The following is a 16,825-nucleotide window of genomic DNA, read 5'->3' as shown; positions in this document are numbered from 1 at the left end:
ATAGTAGTAGTTGGTAAGTATGGAAGCGCCCAAGAACGAACAATTTAGAGACAGTATTGGTACAATAAACGAAGATGGTAAGCGTTCTTGGGTTTTTCCTAAAAAGCCGAGTGGTAAATTTTATAAATATAGAAGCTATGTAAGCTATTTGCTATTGGCTATCTTATTGTTATCTCCTTTTATCAAAATAAATGGCAATCAATTTTTATTATTTAATGTTTTAGAAAGAAGATTTAATATCTTCGGATTTCCATTTTGGCCACAAGATTTTCATTTGTTAGTTATTTCTATGATAACAGGTGTAGTTTTTGTAATTTTATTTACAGTGGTTTTTGGTCGAATTTTCTGTGGATGGATTTGTCCACAAACCATTTTTATGGAAATGGTTTTTAGAAAAATAGAGTATTGGATTGATGGTGATAGAGGAAAACAAATTCGTTTAGAAAAACAACCTTGGAATGCCGAAAAAATTAGAAAAAGACTGCTAAAGTGGTTTATCTTTTTTCTAATTTCATTTTTTATAGCAAACGTTTTTTTGGCATATTTAATAGGTGGCGATACCGTAATTAGTTACATTACAGGTAATCCTTTAGATAATATTAGAACCCTAATATCCTTATTAATATTTACAGGGGTTTTCTATTTTATTTTTGCTTGGTTCAGAGAGCAAGTATGTATTATTGCTTGTCCTTATGGTAGGTTACAAGGGGTTTTATTAGATAATAAAACGATAAACGTTGCCTATGATTATAAAAGAGGTGAGCGAGAACAAGGACGTTCTAAATTTAAGAAAAACGAAGATAGAGAAGCATTAGGAAAAGGAGATTGTATTGATTGTAAACAATGTGTTGTAGTTTGCCCAACAGGTATAGATATTAGAAATGGTACGCAATTAGAGTGCGTAAATTGTACTGCTTGTATTGATGAATGCGATCATATCATGGAAAGTGTAAACCTGCCAAAAGGTTTAATTCGATATGCAAGTGAAGAAAATATCGCCGAGAAAAAACCATTCCATTTTAGTGCTAGAATGAAAGGATACTCAGCAGTATTATTAATTTTAGTTGGAATTTTAATAGGAATGTTATTTCTAAGAAATGATGTAGAAGCTACAATACTAAGATTACCAGGGCAATTGTATGAACACAAAGAGAATAACATAATTAGTAATGTGTACACCTATAAAGTTATCAATAAAACTACAAAAGATATTGAAGATGTAAGTTATAAAATTTTATCGCATAAAGGTAAAATAAAGTTGGTGTCTAATCATAGCTTTGTAGTACCTAAGCAGGGTTTGGCTGAAGGAACTTTATTTATAGAGTTAAATGCAGCTGCTTTAAAAGATGATAATATAGATATAGAAATAGGAGTTTTTAGCGGCGATAGATTATTAGAAACTACAGTAACAAATTTCTTAGGACCAAGAAGTTATCGATAATTTTAGACATTAGACATTAGACATTAGAAGTTAGAAGTTGGAAATAATTCTAATAATTTAAATAATAATAATGTTATTTCATCGACAGGAGAAATCTCAAAAAAGCAAAGAATTATGAAATTTAATTGGGGAACAGGAATAGCAATTGCCATTATTGGGTTTATAAGTTTTATAATGTATTTTGTAATTACAATGAGTACAGACAATACCTACAGTCACGATTTAGTTACAGACAAATATTACCAAGCAGAATTAAATTATCAAGAAGAAATTAATGCAGAAAAAAATGCCAATGCATTACAAGAAAACATAAAAATTGAAAGAAATAAAGAAGGGATAAAAATTAATTTCCCAAAAAACTTTTCATCAAAAAAAATAGAAGGTAAAGTGTTCCTATATAGACCATCTAATAAACAATTAGATTTTGAAATTCCTATTTCAACTTCTAAACCATATTTGCTCGTGCCTGAACAACGTTTACTAGATGGTCGCTGGAACATAAAAATATTATGGAAACATAAAAATATCAATTATTTGGTAAAAAAAGAATTGATTTATTAAACAATCTCTATTAAAAATTAATTTAAATAAGCTTTACTTTACAATAAGCAAAACAGTTGTAAAAAAATAAAAAACGAATGTTAGTATCAGCCATCATATTTGGTTTATTGGGCAGTTTTCACTGTATTGGCATGTGTGGCCCAATAGCATTTATGTTACCTGTTGATAGACAAAACTCGGTAAAAAGTTTCTTTCAAATTATTAGTTATCATTTAGGTAGGTTGTTTACGTATAGCTTAATAGGTTTGTTATTTGGTTTTTTAGGAAAAGGATTCTATTTCTTCGGATTTCAACAACAACTCTCTATTATTGTAGGTGTTTTAATGATTTTAACGATTATTTTCCCTAAAATTCTTCAAAAATTATCAGTTTCAAAAAAAATAAGTACTGTTGTGCTTAAAATAAAAAATTCTTTGGGTAAAGAACTAAAAAAGAAAGGAAATGACACCTTTTTTACGATTGGCTTTTTAAACGGTTTTTTACCTTGTGGTTTGGTATATATGGCAGTTTTTGGAGCAATTACAACCTCAAATGCATTTACAGGTAGTTTGTATATGTTTCTTTTTGGGCTAGGTACCATTCCTTTAATGACTGCTTTTGTATATCTAGGAAACTTTACCAAAGGTAATTTTAAAAAAAATATTCAAAAAGCTATACCAACTATGGTTGTTTTTATAGGCGCTCTTTTTATACTAAGAGGTCTTGGTTTAGGAATACCTTATATTTCTCCGGCTGAAATTGTAGAGGTTGCAGCAGATGCTGCTTCTACCTGTCATTAATAAAGCAATAAATAATAGCACATTCGTCTATATTAAAGCATGCTTTTACCTATACTTCATTTAACTTTAGCAGTACAAAAATAAAGTTTCTACAAAATAACTTATTTTTGTTCGGTTAAATTATTTTACATGCAAAGAAATAAGATTAAAATATTATTGGTAGAAGATGATGATATTGAGGTAATGAAATTAAAAAGATCTATTCCAAAAGAACTTAATAATTATAATTTAACTATTGCAAGTAATGGAAAAAAAGCGCTTGCTAGTATAGAAAAAGATTTACCAGATTTAATTATTTTAGATCTAAACATGCCAGATACTAATGGTAATGAATTTTTAAAAATAATTAAGGGTAATGAAGACTATATGCACATTCCAGTTATTATATTAACCACTTCAGACCACGATAAAGACGTTAAAGAATGTTATAAATTAGGTATTGCAGGTTATGTAATAAAACCTCTAAAATATGAAGATTATCAATCAAAAATTCATGCTGTTTTGCAGTATTGGAGTTTTAACGAATTTTTAAAACCTTAAAAAAATATGAAAGGAATAATTTTTACTGAATTTTTAGAGTTAGTAGAAGATAAATTTGGGGTAGAAATGGTGGATAAAATTATTCAACAATCTAAACTCGAATCAGAAGGTGTGTATACTGCTATAGGTACCTATAAGTTTGGAGAAATGCTACAGCTTTTACAAAATTTAAGCGCAAATACAGGCGCTTCAATTGACGATTTATTACTAGTCTATGCAGAGCATTTTTTTAGTATTATAGAAGCCAACTATCCAGGGCTTTTAGCAACCTATAAAGACCCTATAGAAATGTTATCATCTATCGAAAATCATATCCATATAGAGGTTAGAAAAATTTATCCAGATGCAGAGCTACCAACTTTTATTGTAGAAAAGAAAACAGAAAATTCTTTGACAATGGTTTATAAATCTAGCAGAGCTATGCATCATTTTGGATTGGGTTTAATGAATAAAACATTCAAACACTTTAATAGCACCGCAGAAATTGTTCTTCAAAAAATTAAAGAAGATGGTACAGAAGTTCGGTTTTTAATCAATAAAAATAGTGAGTCAAAATAAAATAGATATATTAGAGAGAGCGCTTTTACGTCAAAAAAAAGCCCGTAAACAGGCAGAAAAAATACTCGAAGATAAATCTTTAGCACTTTTTAATACCTCTAAAAAGTTAAAAGAGGCAAACAATAAATTAGAACTCTTATTAGATGAAAAAGACTCACAACTAAAAGGAGTTTTCGAAAACATTAATGATGCATATTTAATTATAGATATTAATGGTAACATCTTAAAAATGAATGATGTTGCTGAAGAGTTTTTTGGTTTTAAACTAACAAAACAACCTATCAGTTTTCCAGAATTTATTTATAAAGATGATTATAGGTACGCACTAAATTCTTTTGCAGAACTCACCAAAAAAGGGAAGTTTTCAGACTTTTCTTCTAGAGTTATTACAAAAAGAAATGAAATAAAGTGGGTAAATATTAATTCTAGTATCATTTATGATAAAAACAAAAAACCAATAGCCGCACAAGGCATTATAAGAGATGTAACCAAACAAAGGAAAGAACAACTTATTTTAGATTTAGTCAATAATACAGCAAAATCTGTTTTAGGTAAAGAAAACATCAATGAAATTGCTTGGGAAATGTCTAAAAATATAGCCAATTATTTAGATACTAAAGATTGTATAATTTATTTAGTTGATAAAGAAAATCAAACGTTAGAACAGATTGCTGCTTATGGAGATAAAAAGACGACAGATAATACCATAAAAAACAAAATTATTTTACCTATGGGTAAAGGTATTGTTGGTAGTGTTGCCCTTAAAGGAGTTTCTGAAATTGTTGCAGACACCTCAAAAGATGCTCGGTATGTTTTAGATGATAACATTAGGTTTTCTGAAATTACTGTACCAATTATTAATGATGGCGAAATAATAGGAGTTATAGATGCTGAACATGAAAGTAAAAACTATTTTACAAAAGATCAGGTAAGTACCATAGAAAATATTGCAAATTTAGTTTCACTTCAGCTTAAAAGTGCTATAAATTTAAGAGAACGTATAAAAGTAGAACAAAAAAATAAAGATTTAGTTGATAAATTAAAGAGAAGCAACGAAGAGTTAAAAGAATATGCACACATTGTTTCGCACGATTTAAAATCGCCATTAAGAAGCATCGCAGCATTAACCAGTTGGATAAAAATGGACAACGATGGCAAATTTGATGCAGAAACCTTGCAAAATTTTTCGGATATAGATTTAACATTAGAAACCATGGAGAATTTAATTTCTGATGTACTTGAGTTTTCTAGTATAGATTCTGAAATTAAAGAAGACAAAGAAGTTAATTTAAACAAATTGGTAAAAAAACTTATACAAGTTTTATATGTTCCAGACCATGTTTCTATAAATATTTTAAAAAAATTGCCTATTGTAAAAGGTGATAGTACAAAGTTTAAACAACTGTTTCAAAACTTAATAAGTAATGCCATAAAATTTATAAATAAAGACCAAGGAGTGGTTAATATCGATTTTATAGAACGCCAATCATTTTATCAATTTTCTATTCAAGATAATGGTATAGGCATAGAGCAAAGGCATTTTGATAAAATTTTTAAAATATTTCAATCTCTAAAAAAATCAGAAGATTCTTCTGGAATTGGTTTATCTATCGTAAAAAAAATTGTAGATATTTATAAAGGAGAAATATGGCTAGAATCAGAACTAAATAAAGGCACTACATTCTATTTCACTATTAAAAAATAATTGCATATATCTCTAATTAACAGATGTCAACATATATGCGTAAAGAAGGTCAATAAAAAAAAGCTTCTACAACAAAGATGTGGTCTGTTCTTAAAAAAATAAAAATAACGTTTTTAATATTAAAATTTAGTATCATAAAATATATATTTTAAAGTATAAATTTTGTACTTTAGAACGCTAAAAGAATATAAATTAGGCAAACACATGCTTTTTAATTGCATCTAGTTAAAAGTATCTCAAAGAGTTGCAACCATAAAAACAATAAATTCTATTACCTGTTTTATTAAAAAAAATTTAGCTATATGAAGTGTATTATTATAGATGATGAGAAAATGGCAAGAGTTATCACTAAAACACTCTGCGATGAAATAAATGATTTAGAAATTGTGGCAGATTTTCCCAATGCCATTCAAGCCATGAAGTTTTTAAATGAAAATACTGTAGATTTAATCTTCTTAGATATTCATATGCCAGATTTTAATGGTGTAGATTTTATTAAAGCACTTAAAAATCCTCCAAAAATTATTTTAACTACTTCAGATCCAAAGTTTGCTATTGAAGCTTTTGAGTATGAATTTATTGTAGATTACCTTTTAAAACCAATAGAATCCTCACGTTTTCAAAAAGCAATATACAAAGCTAAAAGTAAAAAAATAGAAACAAAAGAAGCAGATTCAAAAACCGAAGATGTTTCTAATGATTTTTATGTAAATATTGATAGACGTTTAATTAAGATTGATTTACCTAGTATATGCCTTGTTGAAGCTCAAGGAGATTACATAAAAATTAAAACAGAAGATAAAAATTATACAGTACACTCTACCTTAAAAAAAATTGAAGAAAAACTACCAGATTCATTATTTTTAAAAGTGCATAGGTCTTACATTATTAATGTTAAAAAAATTATTGATATTGAAGATAATAGTGTGTTGATAAAGAAAGATGTAATACCTGTAAGTAGATCTAAAAGACCAGAATTAATGAAACGTTTAGATTTGTTATAAGTTAATCTAAACTAAACTACATCTTGTCTACACTTAAAACGTAAAAGTCGAAAAAAAGTGTAAATACCTCTCTTAGTCTTTAATTTTGTGATAAATACCACTATCATGAAAATTAAACTATTAATTTTAATATTAACTTCGGTAACCTTATTAAAAGCACAATGTCATCAATCATTAGGTAATTACATTCCCAATGAAACAGTTGAGCTTAAAAAAATTAAATAGATGGTTTTTTAATAATTAAACGCTAAAAATTAGTACGCAATTTTTTTAGTTTGTTTTTGATACGAAAATTTATCACAACAAATCTAACCCTAAAGTGTAGTTTAATTTTAAGAAAAGATAGCTTTGAACAAAAAAATAATCAGATTAACTATTAAACAATCCTTATAATGCATTCTGGAATTATTATTATTTTCAATAATGACGCGCAAACTATAGATACAAACCCAATTTTAGATTTTTTAGATAAAAATAATTTTAAGATATGTTTGGTAAATAATGCAAGTACAGATAAAACTACTGAGGCGCTAAATAAAATAAAGTTACAAGCAAATGCTAGTGATAATATATTTATTTTAGACAATAGCCGCAATAAAGGTTTAAAATATGCGGTAAAAGCTGGGGCACGATTTTTATTAAATGAGGCTGAGTTTGAGAATATGATATACCTTGAGTCTAATATTATTATGTATTTAAAACATATAGAAGAATATTTTTCTCAAATAGAGCTACAAAAAGAATTATTATCAAAATATCAAACACGATCTGAAAGAAATGTGCTGAGTAATGTTTTTCCTTTTGAAGAGCTTATTAAAATGAAAACCAGTTTTTAATTGATAACATTAGTATTAACTTTAAAACAATTTTCAGATCCTAAGTAAAGTGGGTTTCCCTCTTCTTCAAACCAAAAACCTTCTAAAATATCTTTAGTTAAGCATTTGTAAACAACTGTGCCTGTAAATATCTTTTGATCATCATTTTTATAATAAAAGTTAATCACTAATATATTATCCTTAAAAAAACCGTTACCAAATTGTACTTGGTTAGTATTGATAATCCATTTTGCGATAACTCTTTTACTATTGTCTAAAGATAAAAAAAGTTCGCCTTTATAGGTCTCATCAGAAGCATCTTGATTGCTACCAACAATAGTATATTTTCCAATAATATCTTTTACTTTCAATGTTATGTTAAAAACGTTTTCCAATTCCAATTCCTACAGACCAAGTACCAAAATTATTAGAACGATAATCATAAAAAACTGTTGGGGCAATATCCCAATGCTTACCAAATTCAATTTCATATTCTAAACCAGTTCTAATTATAAATAGGTTTTCATTTTTTTCAAACTCTAAACCAGTACCTAAAACCAATACCAAATCTTTATAAAATTTCCAAAGAGCATCTATAGTAACCACTACAGGAAATTCTTTTTCAACCAGAAGTTGTTGATCTTTTTCAACCTCGAAAGTTAACAATTCTAAATCGTTGTGAAAACCAAAACCTAATTTTTCTGTAAACCAATATTCTAAATCTAAACCTAGCGAAGGCACAATAACAGTTTCATTACCATTAATAGAAGCCATTGGTATATAGGTGTGGCTTATAACCGGACTAATTCTAAAATGCTTAAAGTTGTCATGATGATTTTGTGCATAGTTAACCAAACTTATTAAGATTACAGCAATTGTAACTACTTTTCTTTTCATTTTTAAAATGCTTTATAATTTATAAAGCACAAAACTATTATTAAGTTTTTTGCACAAAAATGATAAATGTTAGCTTTAATTTAAAAGTGAAAATGTACAAATTTTAGTGAACTGAAACTAAAGGATAAAGGTTTTTTACCAAATTTTTTGAAGATTTAAAATTGTACCCAAAAAACAAGATTTTTCAGTTAAAAGATGTGTGTGAAAACAATTTTGATTGATGTTTTGTTGCTAAAAAAGTATAAACCCAATTCCTATTCCACCATTTATACCTGTCCAACCAGTTTTTACATCACTTCCATTTTCAAAAGTTAAATGGGCGTCAGGTATTTCTTCAAATTTTAACTTACCTCCAAAATAAGCGTCAAAGCCTAAAAAGGGTTTGATAAAAATTTTGTTAAAATACGTTTTGTAAGATAGTAATAATCCCGAGCCAAAATCAATCGATTTAAAAATAAAAACTTCTTCTGTATTAGTTATTATGGAATTTTTATTGGATAATGTTAAATCAGAAAAAGTAATTACACCTTTTATACCAAGAAGTAATTGTCCTTTTCCTATTTTCTTTATCTCTTTTTCATAATATGCTCCAAAAGTATTGCCTTTAATTTCATTCGTTAACGAAACAAATCCTGAATAATCTGCAAGAGAAGATTTGCTACCAGCCACTTTTTGACTAAAAAAGAAGGATGTATTTATACTATTAACTTTAAAACCAACAGAAAATCCATAATTATAGTTAAAGTTATCTGTTGTTTTTATTCCATTAAATTGGATGTCATCGGCTAATTCGTTGTGGAATTTTCTTAAGGGTAAGTTGGTTAAAATACCACCATTTACATCAAAAAATAATTCAACTTTTTGGTTATAACAATTCAAAGAAGTTAATAATATTATAACAAAAATTATATTTTTCATAGAAGTCTTTTTTTAGTAATTATCAAAAAATAATCCTTTTGTATATAAAAGTCTGTTATTTTGTAAAAAAAGATAGTGATATTCTTGATAGGATCGCTCATCTTTACGGACCTCATAGTTAAATGTTTTCGAATTCTGAAGCTGTAAATCAAAAATTTCAGCTATTCCATCATCTTCTGTTAATAATATTTTATTGGATTCAGAATCATAACTAACTTTTCCTCTTTCAAAAGCACTTGTAAAAGATTCGCTTAATTTAGAATCTAAATTAACTAAATATACTTCTTTATTTAGTTGATAGAGTACTTTATTGTCGTAAAATTTTACTGTAGGCGTTCCATTAAAATCTAGGATTTTTATAAGATTGTCGTTTGAAATTTCGTAAATAGTAGATTTAGATGCAACATAATCTGGTATGTTCAAGTATTTTCCGTCATTAGATAAAGTACCACCATAAGCAGCAAATGTACCTAACCTAGCATTTAGTTTACCAGAAAAAATTATGTTGTTTGTTTTCATATTTTTAACTTCAAGATATAATTTATAAGTTGCAGTATTATACTTGTATAGAATATCGTTTCTTAAAATAGTTAGGTATGAGTTTTCGGTATCTGTGTTTATGTATTGCTCTATAATATTTAAACTATTTTTGTCTATTTCAAAAGATCCATTTCTAGTTTCTAAATAAAGATTGCCATTTAAAGGGTTTAAATTAAATATTTGTAGGGCTATAAAGTCTGTATATGGATCATCATTTGTTATGAAATTTTGTCTTAGTAATTCCATTTCTTCAGAATACTCATAAATATAATGCGTATTGTTTCTGAAAACCAAGGCATAATATTTTTGATTGAAAGGGTTGTAAATCATTTCTTTTATCTGGTGTAGATCAACATCAAAAAAATTAAAGGAACTTTCATCTAAAGGAATTTCACCTGTAAGAAAGTATACACTAAAATCATCAAAACTTATTGATGCTGTATATTTATTACCTAAAATGTATGGTTCGTTAATAATTTTTTCGCCTCCAGTGGTTGAACCATTAAATCGGGTATTGTGAGAACCTATTGTAAGTTCTTTAACATTATTATAAAGTGGATATGCTTCCCATTTAATTTTATAGCTTTCAGAATTTACGTAAGATATCTTTAGATTTATCCAATCTGGATTAAACGTAATTCTTTTTGGAGCACCTTGTAATTCTTCATATTTACTTTTATATAGTATAGAATAATCAACGTAAGAAGCTATGTCTTGCCTCCATGAATTTTCTGGACCCGTTAAAAGAATCGTTGAAGTATCTACATATTCACTTAGACTTAAAGCTGCATCTGATAAAGGAATACGTTTTTCGGAGTATTTGAACTTTAAATGTAAAAAAGCTTCTTCATAGTCATGATTGTTAGGTTTATTCCATTTTATACTAATACTACCATTTTCTATACTAACATTGTTTACTGATGGCGGATTAGAAGGTTTCCTTTTTACTACAAATTTAAAAGTTTCGTTTTTTGTAAGATTTTCTAATTGAGATTGATCTCTTATACTGCCTGAGCCAGATGTAAAACTAAACTCTATTTTAATTGAATGTTTTCCATCTTCGTATCTTGAAGGTGTTAAATTAAATGATAGATTGTCAGCATTTGTATTAGATGCAATAAGCTCATCATTAAGAAATACTTTTGATGAAAGTTGATGCTGGTTATCCTTTAAACTAATGCTATAGTTTAAGGTTCTATTGATATTTATGGTGTCATTATTCTCAAAATCATCTATAATAATTGAATTACCATCAGTATTAGGCCTTTCTATATCAATAAAATAATCGTCAGAAAAATTATAAGAACAACCAACAATTAAAAGTAAAATAAAAGTACTTATGTAGGGAATTATTTTTTTTGTTTTCATAGCAAAGAGCAAAGTTTTTTTATTATTTTCTATATTTAAGCTGTTTTTTTGCAGAAGTCTTTATATTAAAAGGAAATTAATTAGCGAAAATAAATAATTACTATGAAAAACCTTTTACATACAACAAAAAAACCTCTCTGTTTACACAAAGAGGTTTTAGTTTTTCAGTCATTGCGAATGAGGTACGATTGAAGCAATCTCTTTATGAGGAAAAGATTACTTCGTCATTCTTTCTCGTAATGACGATTATTTAATTAGTTCATAAGAACGTTTGATAAAGTTCGTCAACTCCTCACCATGTAAAAGGTTTTGAGATAATTTTGCCAAATCAAAAGCTTGAGAAATTAAACCTTTCTGCTTGTCTTCATCCGCAGCTAAAATCTCAGAAACTAGTGGGCTATTCGTATTTACAACCAAGTTGTACATATCTGGCATATTACCCATTCCCATCATTCCACCACCTCCAGTAGCTTGCATTTCCTTCATTCTACGCATAAATTCTGGTACAGTAATTATAAATGGAGAAGAGTTAGAGTCCATAGCTTCTAATTGAACTGTGTAAGCCGAGTTGTTTACAGCACCTTCAATTACGGGCTTTAATTTCTCTTTTTCTTCATCAGATAATTTAGAAATTACGTTGTCGTCTTTCTTAATTAAATTATCAATATGATCAGCATCTACTCTAGAGAATTTAATTTTGCCATCACCAGAAGTTTCTAATTTTTGCATTAAATGCGATATAATTGGCGAATCTAAAATTAATACTTCATAACCTTTTGCAGTAGCATCTTGAATGTAACTGTGTTGTGCGTCTTTATTTGCAGCATATAAAATTACATGATTACCATCTTTATCTGTTTGTGTATCTTTTGTTTTTTCGATCAACTCATCAAACGTAAAGTAAGTGTCTGCAACTGTTGGGTATAAAGCAAACTTTTTAGCTTTATCAAAGAATTTATCTTCGGATAACATTCCGTATTCAATAATTACTTTGATATCATTCCATTTTTGCTCAAAATCAGCTCTGTCTTTTTTGAATAATGAAGATAATTTATCAGCTACCTTTTTAGTGATGTAACCAGAAATCTTTTTTACAGCGCCATCAGCTTGTAAATAACTACGAGAAACATTTAATGGAATGTCTGGAGAATCGATAACACCTTTTAACATTTGCAAGAAATCAGGAACAATACCTTCTACATTATCAGTAACAAAAACTTGATTTTGATACAATTGAATTTTATCCTTTTGCATGTCTAAGTTTTGAGACAACTTAGGGAAGAATAAAATACCTGTTAAATTAAAAGGATAATCTACATTTAAGTGAATGTGGAATAAAGACTCCTCAAACTGCATTGGATACAATTCTCTGTAGAAATTATCGTAATCTTCTTTTTCTAAATCTGCTGGTTTTTTTGTCCAAGCAGGATTTGTGTTGTTGATGATATCATCTACTTCAATCTGTCTGTGAGGTTCTGTAGTTTCTTTACCTTCAGCATCTTTTGTAGTTTTTGGTTCGTGAGTAGGGTCGTTAACTTTTTTAGTACCGAACTTAATTGGCACTTGGTTAAAACGATTGTATTTGGTTAATAAACCTCTAATTTTACCTTCTTCTAAAAACTCCGTAGAATCTTCAGCAATGTGCAAAATAATTTCTGTTCCTCTGTCAGATTTGTCAGCTTCAACTAAAGTGTATTCTGGAGAACCATCACAAGTCCAATGTGCAGCAGGCTCATCTTTAAACGATTTTGTAATGATTTCAACTTTATCAGCAACCATAAAAGCAGAATAAAAACCTAAACCAAAGTGTCCAATTACACCAGTTTCGTTTTTATCGTCTTTGTATTTATCTAAAAATTCTTCAGCACCAGAAAATGCAATTTGGTTGATGTATTTTTCAACTTCATCAGCAGTCATTCCTAAACCTTGATCTTTAATCGTTAAGGTTTTCGCTTTTTTATCAATACTGATTTCAATTTTTGCATCACCCAATTCCGTTTGTGCTTCCCCTATAGAAATTAAGTGTTTTAACTTGGTAGTTGCATCAGTTCCGTTTGAAATTAATTCACGTAAAAAGATTTCGTGATCAGAGTACAAGAATTTTTTAATCAGTGGAAAAATATTTTCTACTGATACATTAATGTTTCCTTTGCTCATAATTTTATGTTTATTTTAGTTTTTGTTATTTTCTGTCATTTCGACTTAATGGAGAAATCTAAAAAGAAATTTTCGACTTCATTTTATTTCGCTCAAAATGACATCAACATATATTTATATTCTGCTGTACAAGTAGTCAAAAAAAATACCAAATGTTGTATTGTGACAAGATGACATAAATTGATGAATTTCGTCAGTTTTCTATCCGTATAAAATTGCTTATTTTAGCTTATTGCAACAAATAATTAACTAAAGATAAAGATATGTACAGCTCAAAAATAACTGGTTTAGGCTATTACGTGCCAGATAACGTTGTTACCAACAACGATTTAAAGGAGTTTATGGAAACTTCTGATGAATGGATTCAAGAACGAACAGGAATTCAAGAAAGACGTTGGATAGATCCAAAGACAGGAGATACCACAGCAGTTATGGGTGCTAAAGCCGCAAAAATAGCGATTGAAAGAGCTGGTTTAACCAAAGATGATATCGATTTTATTGTCTTTGCAACCTTGAGTCCAGATATGTATTTCCCAGGTGGAGGTGTTCAGATTCAAGATATGTTAGAAATGTCAACTATTGGTGCTTTAGATGTACGTAATCAATGTTCTGGTTTTATTTATTCGATGTCAGTTGCAGATCAATTTATTAAAACTGGAATGTATAAAAACATTTTGGTGATTGGTGCCGAAAACCATTCTGGGGGGTTAGAAAAATCAACTAGAGGTAGAGGTGTAACTGTCATTTTTGGTGATGGAGCAGGAGCTGCAGTTTTATCTAGATGCGAAGAAGAAGGAAAGGGAATTTTATCATCGCATTTACATTCAGAAGGAAAACATGCAAGAGAATTAATGTTAGAAGGCCCAAGTACTGGTAGATGGGTGCCAGAAATTATGGAAGCTAATGATCCTGATGATGTTTCATATTTTCCTTATATGAATGGGCAGTTTGTATTTAAACACGCTGTAACTCGTTTTTCTGAAGCAATTGTAGAGGGTTTACAAGCAAATAATTTACAAAAAGAAGATATAGATATGTTAATTCCACATCAAGCCAATTTGAGAATTGCACAGTTTATACAAAAAAAGTTCAGGTTGTCAGATGATAATGTGTATAACAACATTATGAAATATGGTAATACTACAGCTGCATCTGTAATAATTGCCTTAACAGAAGCTTGGGAACAAGGAAAAATTAAAGATAATGATTTAGTTGTTTTAGCTGCTTTTGGTAGTGGATTTACTTGGGGATCAGTTATTATTCGTTGGTAAAAATATTTAAGATAAATAATAAAAAAGAGACTGTTTGAAAAGCAGATTTATATGTCATTTTTAGTAAAGTCGAAAAATCTATACATTTAATATCAATAAATAAGATTTCTTTATTACAGTATAAATGATACGTTTTTATGCTTTTTAAACAGCTTCTTTTTTTGTGTATTTTTTAGGTTCTAAAGCTGTATAATTTCTATACCAGCATTGCTAGAATTTTGAAACTGTTTGCTTAGCGAAATAATTCGATTTCCATCTTTTATAATAAAATGAGGGAAACCTTTTGTTAAAATTTCGTTGTTTCTAATCAATGAAGGATAATTGCCAATTTGTACTGATTTTCTGTTACTAGTTGCTGCGTAGATTATAGATCCATCATCACTAAAAGCAAAATCAGAAAAATTTAAAGCACCTCTTTGAAGTTGTCCTTTGTATTCCATTGATTCATTTGCCAAATACACAGCACCTTGGTCAGATGTTATTACATACCTACCATCATTAGAAATTCTAAAGATTTTTGGGTCTAGTGGGTGGTCTCCATGATAACTATCATCTTTATGAATATCTATAGTACCAGTACTTGAAAGCTTAAAATATTCCATATCTATAGGACTTACAGAAGTAGAAATAGAGATCATTTCGTTTTTATCAGGTATCATTTTTAGTCGATCTCTTTCAAAATCTCCATTACCATCAATGTACAAACCATTACTTCTTAAAAAAGTTCTCACTGGTCTTTCCCACCATGGAGATGGAGCTACAGATACAATTACATGCCCTAAACCATTAACTACTACACATGCATTTTCTAGTCCTGTACTAATTGATGTTTTTAAGCTTAAATCATTTGCATCGTAAACGTAAACCCAACCATCATCACTTGGGGTATAAATTTCGACATCAAAACCATTATCTCCAATAGCTATATAACCAATGGTTCCTTGCAAGTTAATTTCTTTTACTAATGTTAAATTGATATAATCAAATTTCAAAAGTCTTTTTCCTGATCGATCTAAAAGATAAATAAAATCTTCTGTTGGATGTTTGACCATGTCATAAGGTATAAAATCAAATATGTATCCACTTGGCGAATCTACCCCAATTGTATTGCTATTTCTCGAGTTGTTTTCTGAGTTAATTATCTTAACATAATAACACACTTTAAACTCAAAAGGAGGCAGGTTATCTGTAAAACTAGTAGTTTCAGCACTGGTAATTGTAGTTAATAATTGGGCGTTTTCTATATTACAATCGGCATTAGTTCTGTAAATTTCGTATTTTAAAAAATCAGAATTGGCATACTTTTCCCACTCCAAATCTATTTTACCTTGGTTTTTAGCAGCGCTTAAAAGTGTAATTGATTTTGGCGCTAATGTGCTAACTTCTATGGTTCTGCTAGCGCTATATCCGTCTGTATCTAATGCAGTTAGAGTAATGGTGTGTATGCCTCTTGAAAGGGATTTGGTAGAAAACGCAACATTACCAGAAGTATCTGGTGAGTCAGAATTTAATTCGCCATCTAAATTACTTGTCCAACTTACTTTAATCGTTTCATTTGCGGTATCGTTATCTTGAACCACAGCACTGAAGTTTATAGTTTCATCTTCTGAAAATTCTGCAGGTATTGAGGGTAAAATAATTTCAATTGTAGGTGCTATACCAACATTAATTCCCGGTATTATATTAACTGTAACTTCAGAGAGTTCATCTGCTTTAATATTTACTACAGACTTACCTGTACCTATATTTTCATAGCCAGCAAAAACCTCATAGCTACCAACATCTAAACCTTTTAATAATACACTGCCAAATTGATCTGTTGTGCCTTGGTGAGATATTGGATCTGTGTAAACTTCTGCATTTTCGATGAATTGAAAGTTATTCAAAACAACCTTAACATTTAAGTCTCCCTTTTTTTCGGGTTCTTTGTTGTCTTCACCACAGCCTACAACTATAATCAATAGTGTAAATAAAGTTAAAATCTTTTTCATAATATTTTTTAATAATTTAAAAACCTTGTTTAGGTTCTTTTTTTTCATCAATTTATGAAGGCTAAAGTAGTTTTTATATTTAATATTTTAAAATGGAAATAGGTAAAAAATAGATTTGTTTATTGGTTTTATTTTAGCAAGATATTATGGTGTAATTTTAAAAATAAATGGACTTTTAACTTCGTATATTATATCTTTTTAATTATCAGAATTGATAATTTTTAAACGGGACAAATAAAACACAATATAAAGATATCTTATAAATTCATGGTTTTTAGTT

The 16,825-nt window shown here is 28.7% G+C and carries 15 protein-coding genes; 9 read left to right on the top strand and 6 right to left on the bottom strand.

All coding sequences use genetic code 11. The features are described 5' to 3' along the window. Positions 1–19 precede the first annotated feature (19 nt). The 8 genes from ccoG (at position 20) to ACW9UN_RS07250 (ending at position 7,424) form a co-directional block, all read left to right on the top strand. Positions 20–1,441 (top strand): cytochrome c oxidase accessory protein CcoG, encoded by a 1,422-nt coding sequence (gene ccoG, locus ACW9UN_RS07285; protein WP_459485308.1) that lies wholly within the window; start codon positions 20–22, stop codon positions 1,439–1,441. Positions 1,442–1,555: 114 nt separating this feature from the next. Beyond that, on the top strand, positions 1,556–2,002 hold the full coding sequence (locus ACW9UN_RS07280; protein WP_459485307.1) for a FixH family protein: 447 nt from the start codon (positions 1,556–1,558) through the stop codon (positions 2,000–2,002). 77 nt (positions 2,003–2,079) lie between these two features. After that, entirely contained in the window at positions 2,080–2,781 is a 702-nt protein-coding gene (locus ACW9UN_RS07275; RefSeq protein ID WP_459485305.1) for a sulfite exporter TauE/SafE family protein, read from the top strand. A gap of 129 nt (positions 2,782–2,910) precedes the next feature. Continuing rightward, complete coding sequence (locus tag ACW9UN_RS07270; protein WP_459485304.1) at positions 2,911–3,321, top strand: response regulator; 411 nt, start codon at positions 2,911–2,913, stop codon at positions 3,319–3,321. Positions 3,322–3,327: 6 nt separating this feature from the next. Next, positions 3,328–3,879, top strand: a complete 552-nt coding sequence (locus tag ACW9UN_RS07265; RefSeq protein ID WP_459485302.1) for a heme NO-binding domain-containing protein — start codon at positions 3,328–3,330, stop codon at positions 3,877–3,879. Continuing rightward, complete coding sequence (locus ACW9UN_RS07260; protein ID WP_459485300.1) at positions 3,866–5,584, top strand: GAF domain-containing sensor histidine kinase; 1,719 nt, start codon at positions 3,866–3,868, stop codon at positions 5,582–5,584. The genes ACW9UN_RS07265 and ACW9UN_RS07260 overlap by 14 nt, the downstream gene beginning before the upstream one ends. Positions 5,585–5,886: 302 nt before the next feature. Further along, complete coding sequence (locus ACW9UN_RS07255; protein ID WP_459485298.1) at positions 5,887–6,588, top strand: LytR/AlgR family response regulator transcription factor; 702 nt, start codon at positions 5,887–5,889, stop codon at positions 6,586–6,588. Between the two features lie 392 nt (positions 6,589–6,980). Then, positions 6,981–7,424, top strand: coding sequence for a glycosyltransferase (locus tag ACW9UN_RS07250; protein ID WP_459485297.1), 444 nt, complete (start codon positions 6,981–6,983; stop codon positions 7,422–7,424). Here ACW9UN_RS07250 and ACW9UN_RS07245 read toward each other — a convergent pair. From ACW9UN_RS07245 to htpG, 5 genes are all read right to left on the bottom strand, one after another. After that, positions 7,421–7,774, bottom strand: coding sequence for a hypothetical protein (locus tag ACW9UN_RS07245; protein WP_459485296.1), 354 nt, complete (start codon positions 7,772–7,774; stop codon positions 7,421–7,423). The two genes, ACW9UN_RS07250 and ACW9UN_RS07245, sit on opposite strands and share 4 nt — an antisense overlap. Positions 7,775–7,781: 7 nt before the next feature. Beyond that, positions 7,782–8,300: a hypothetical protein gene (locus ACW9UN_RS07240; RefSeq protein ID WP_459485295.1), complete on the bottom strand. Its 519-nt coding sequence runs from the start codon at positions 8,298–8,300 to the stop codon at positions 7,782–7,784. 231 nt (positions 8,301–8,531) lie between these two features. After that, positions 8,532–9,218, bottom strand: coding sequence for a hypothetical protein (locus ACW9UN_RS07235; RefSeq protein WP_459485294.1), 687 nt, complete (start codon positions 9,216–9,218; stop codon positions 8,532–8,534). A gap of 12 nt (positions 9,219–9,230) precedes the next feature. Continuing rightward, positions 9,231–11,126, bottom strand: a complete 1,896-nt coding sequence (locus ACW9UN_RS07230; protein WP_459485292.1) for a hypothetical protein — start codon at positions 11,124–11,126, stop codon at positions 9,231–9,233. A gap of 246 nt (positions 11,127–11,372) precedes the next feature. Then, positions 11,373–13,283 carry a molecular chaperone HtpG gene (gene htpG / locus ACW9UN_RS07225; protein ID WP_459485290.1) on the bottom strand — a complete coding sequence of 637 codons (1,911 nt, stop codon included), beginning with the start codon at positions 13,281–13,283 and terminating at the stop codon, positions 11,373–11,375. A gap of 263 nt (positions 13,284–13,546) precedes the next feature. Here htpG and ACW9UN_RS07220 point away from each other — a divergent pair, with 263 nt between their 5' ends. Continuing rightward, positions 13,547–14,554, top strand: a complete 1,008-nt coding sequence (locus tag ACW9UN_RS07220; RefSeq protein ID WP_459485288.1) for a 3-oxoacyl-ACP synthase III family protein — start codon at positions 13,547–13,549, stop codon at positions 14,552–14,554. Positions 14,555–14,733: 179 nt separating this feature from the next. Here the strand turns inward: ACW9UN_RS07220 and ACW9UN_RS07215 are convergent, their stop codons facing one another. Beyond that, positions 14,734–16,545: a hypothetical protein gene (locus ACW9UN_RS07215; RefSeq protein ID WP_459485287.1), complete on the bottom strand. Its 1,812-nt coding sequence runs from the start codon at positions 16,543–16,545 to the stop codon at positions 14,734–14,736. Between the last annotated feature and the right edge of the window lie 280 nt (positions 16,546–16,825).

The organism is Polaribacter litoreus, from assembly GCF_054584775.1.
Note: the sequence above shows the minus strand (reverse complement) of the source record. Positions and strands in the feature narration are given on the sequence as shown.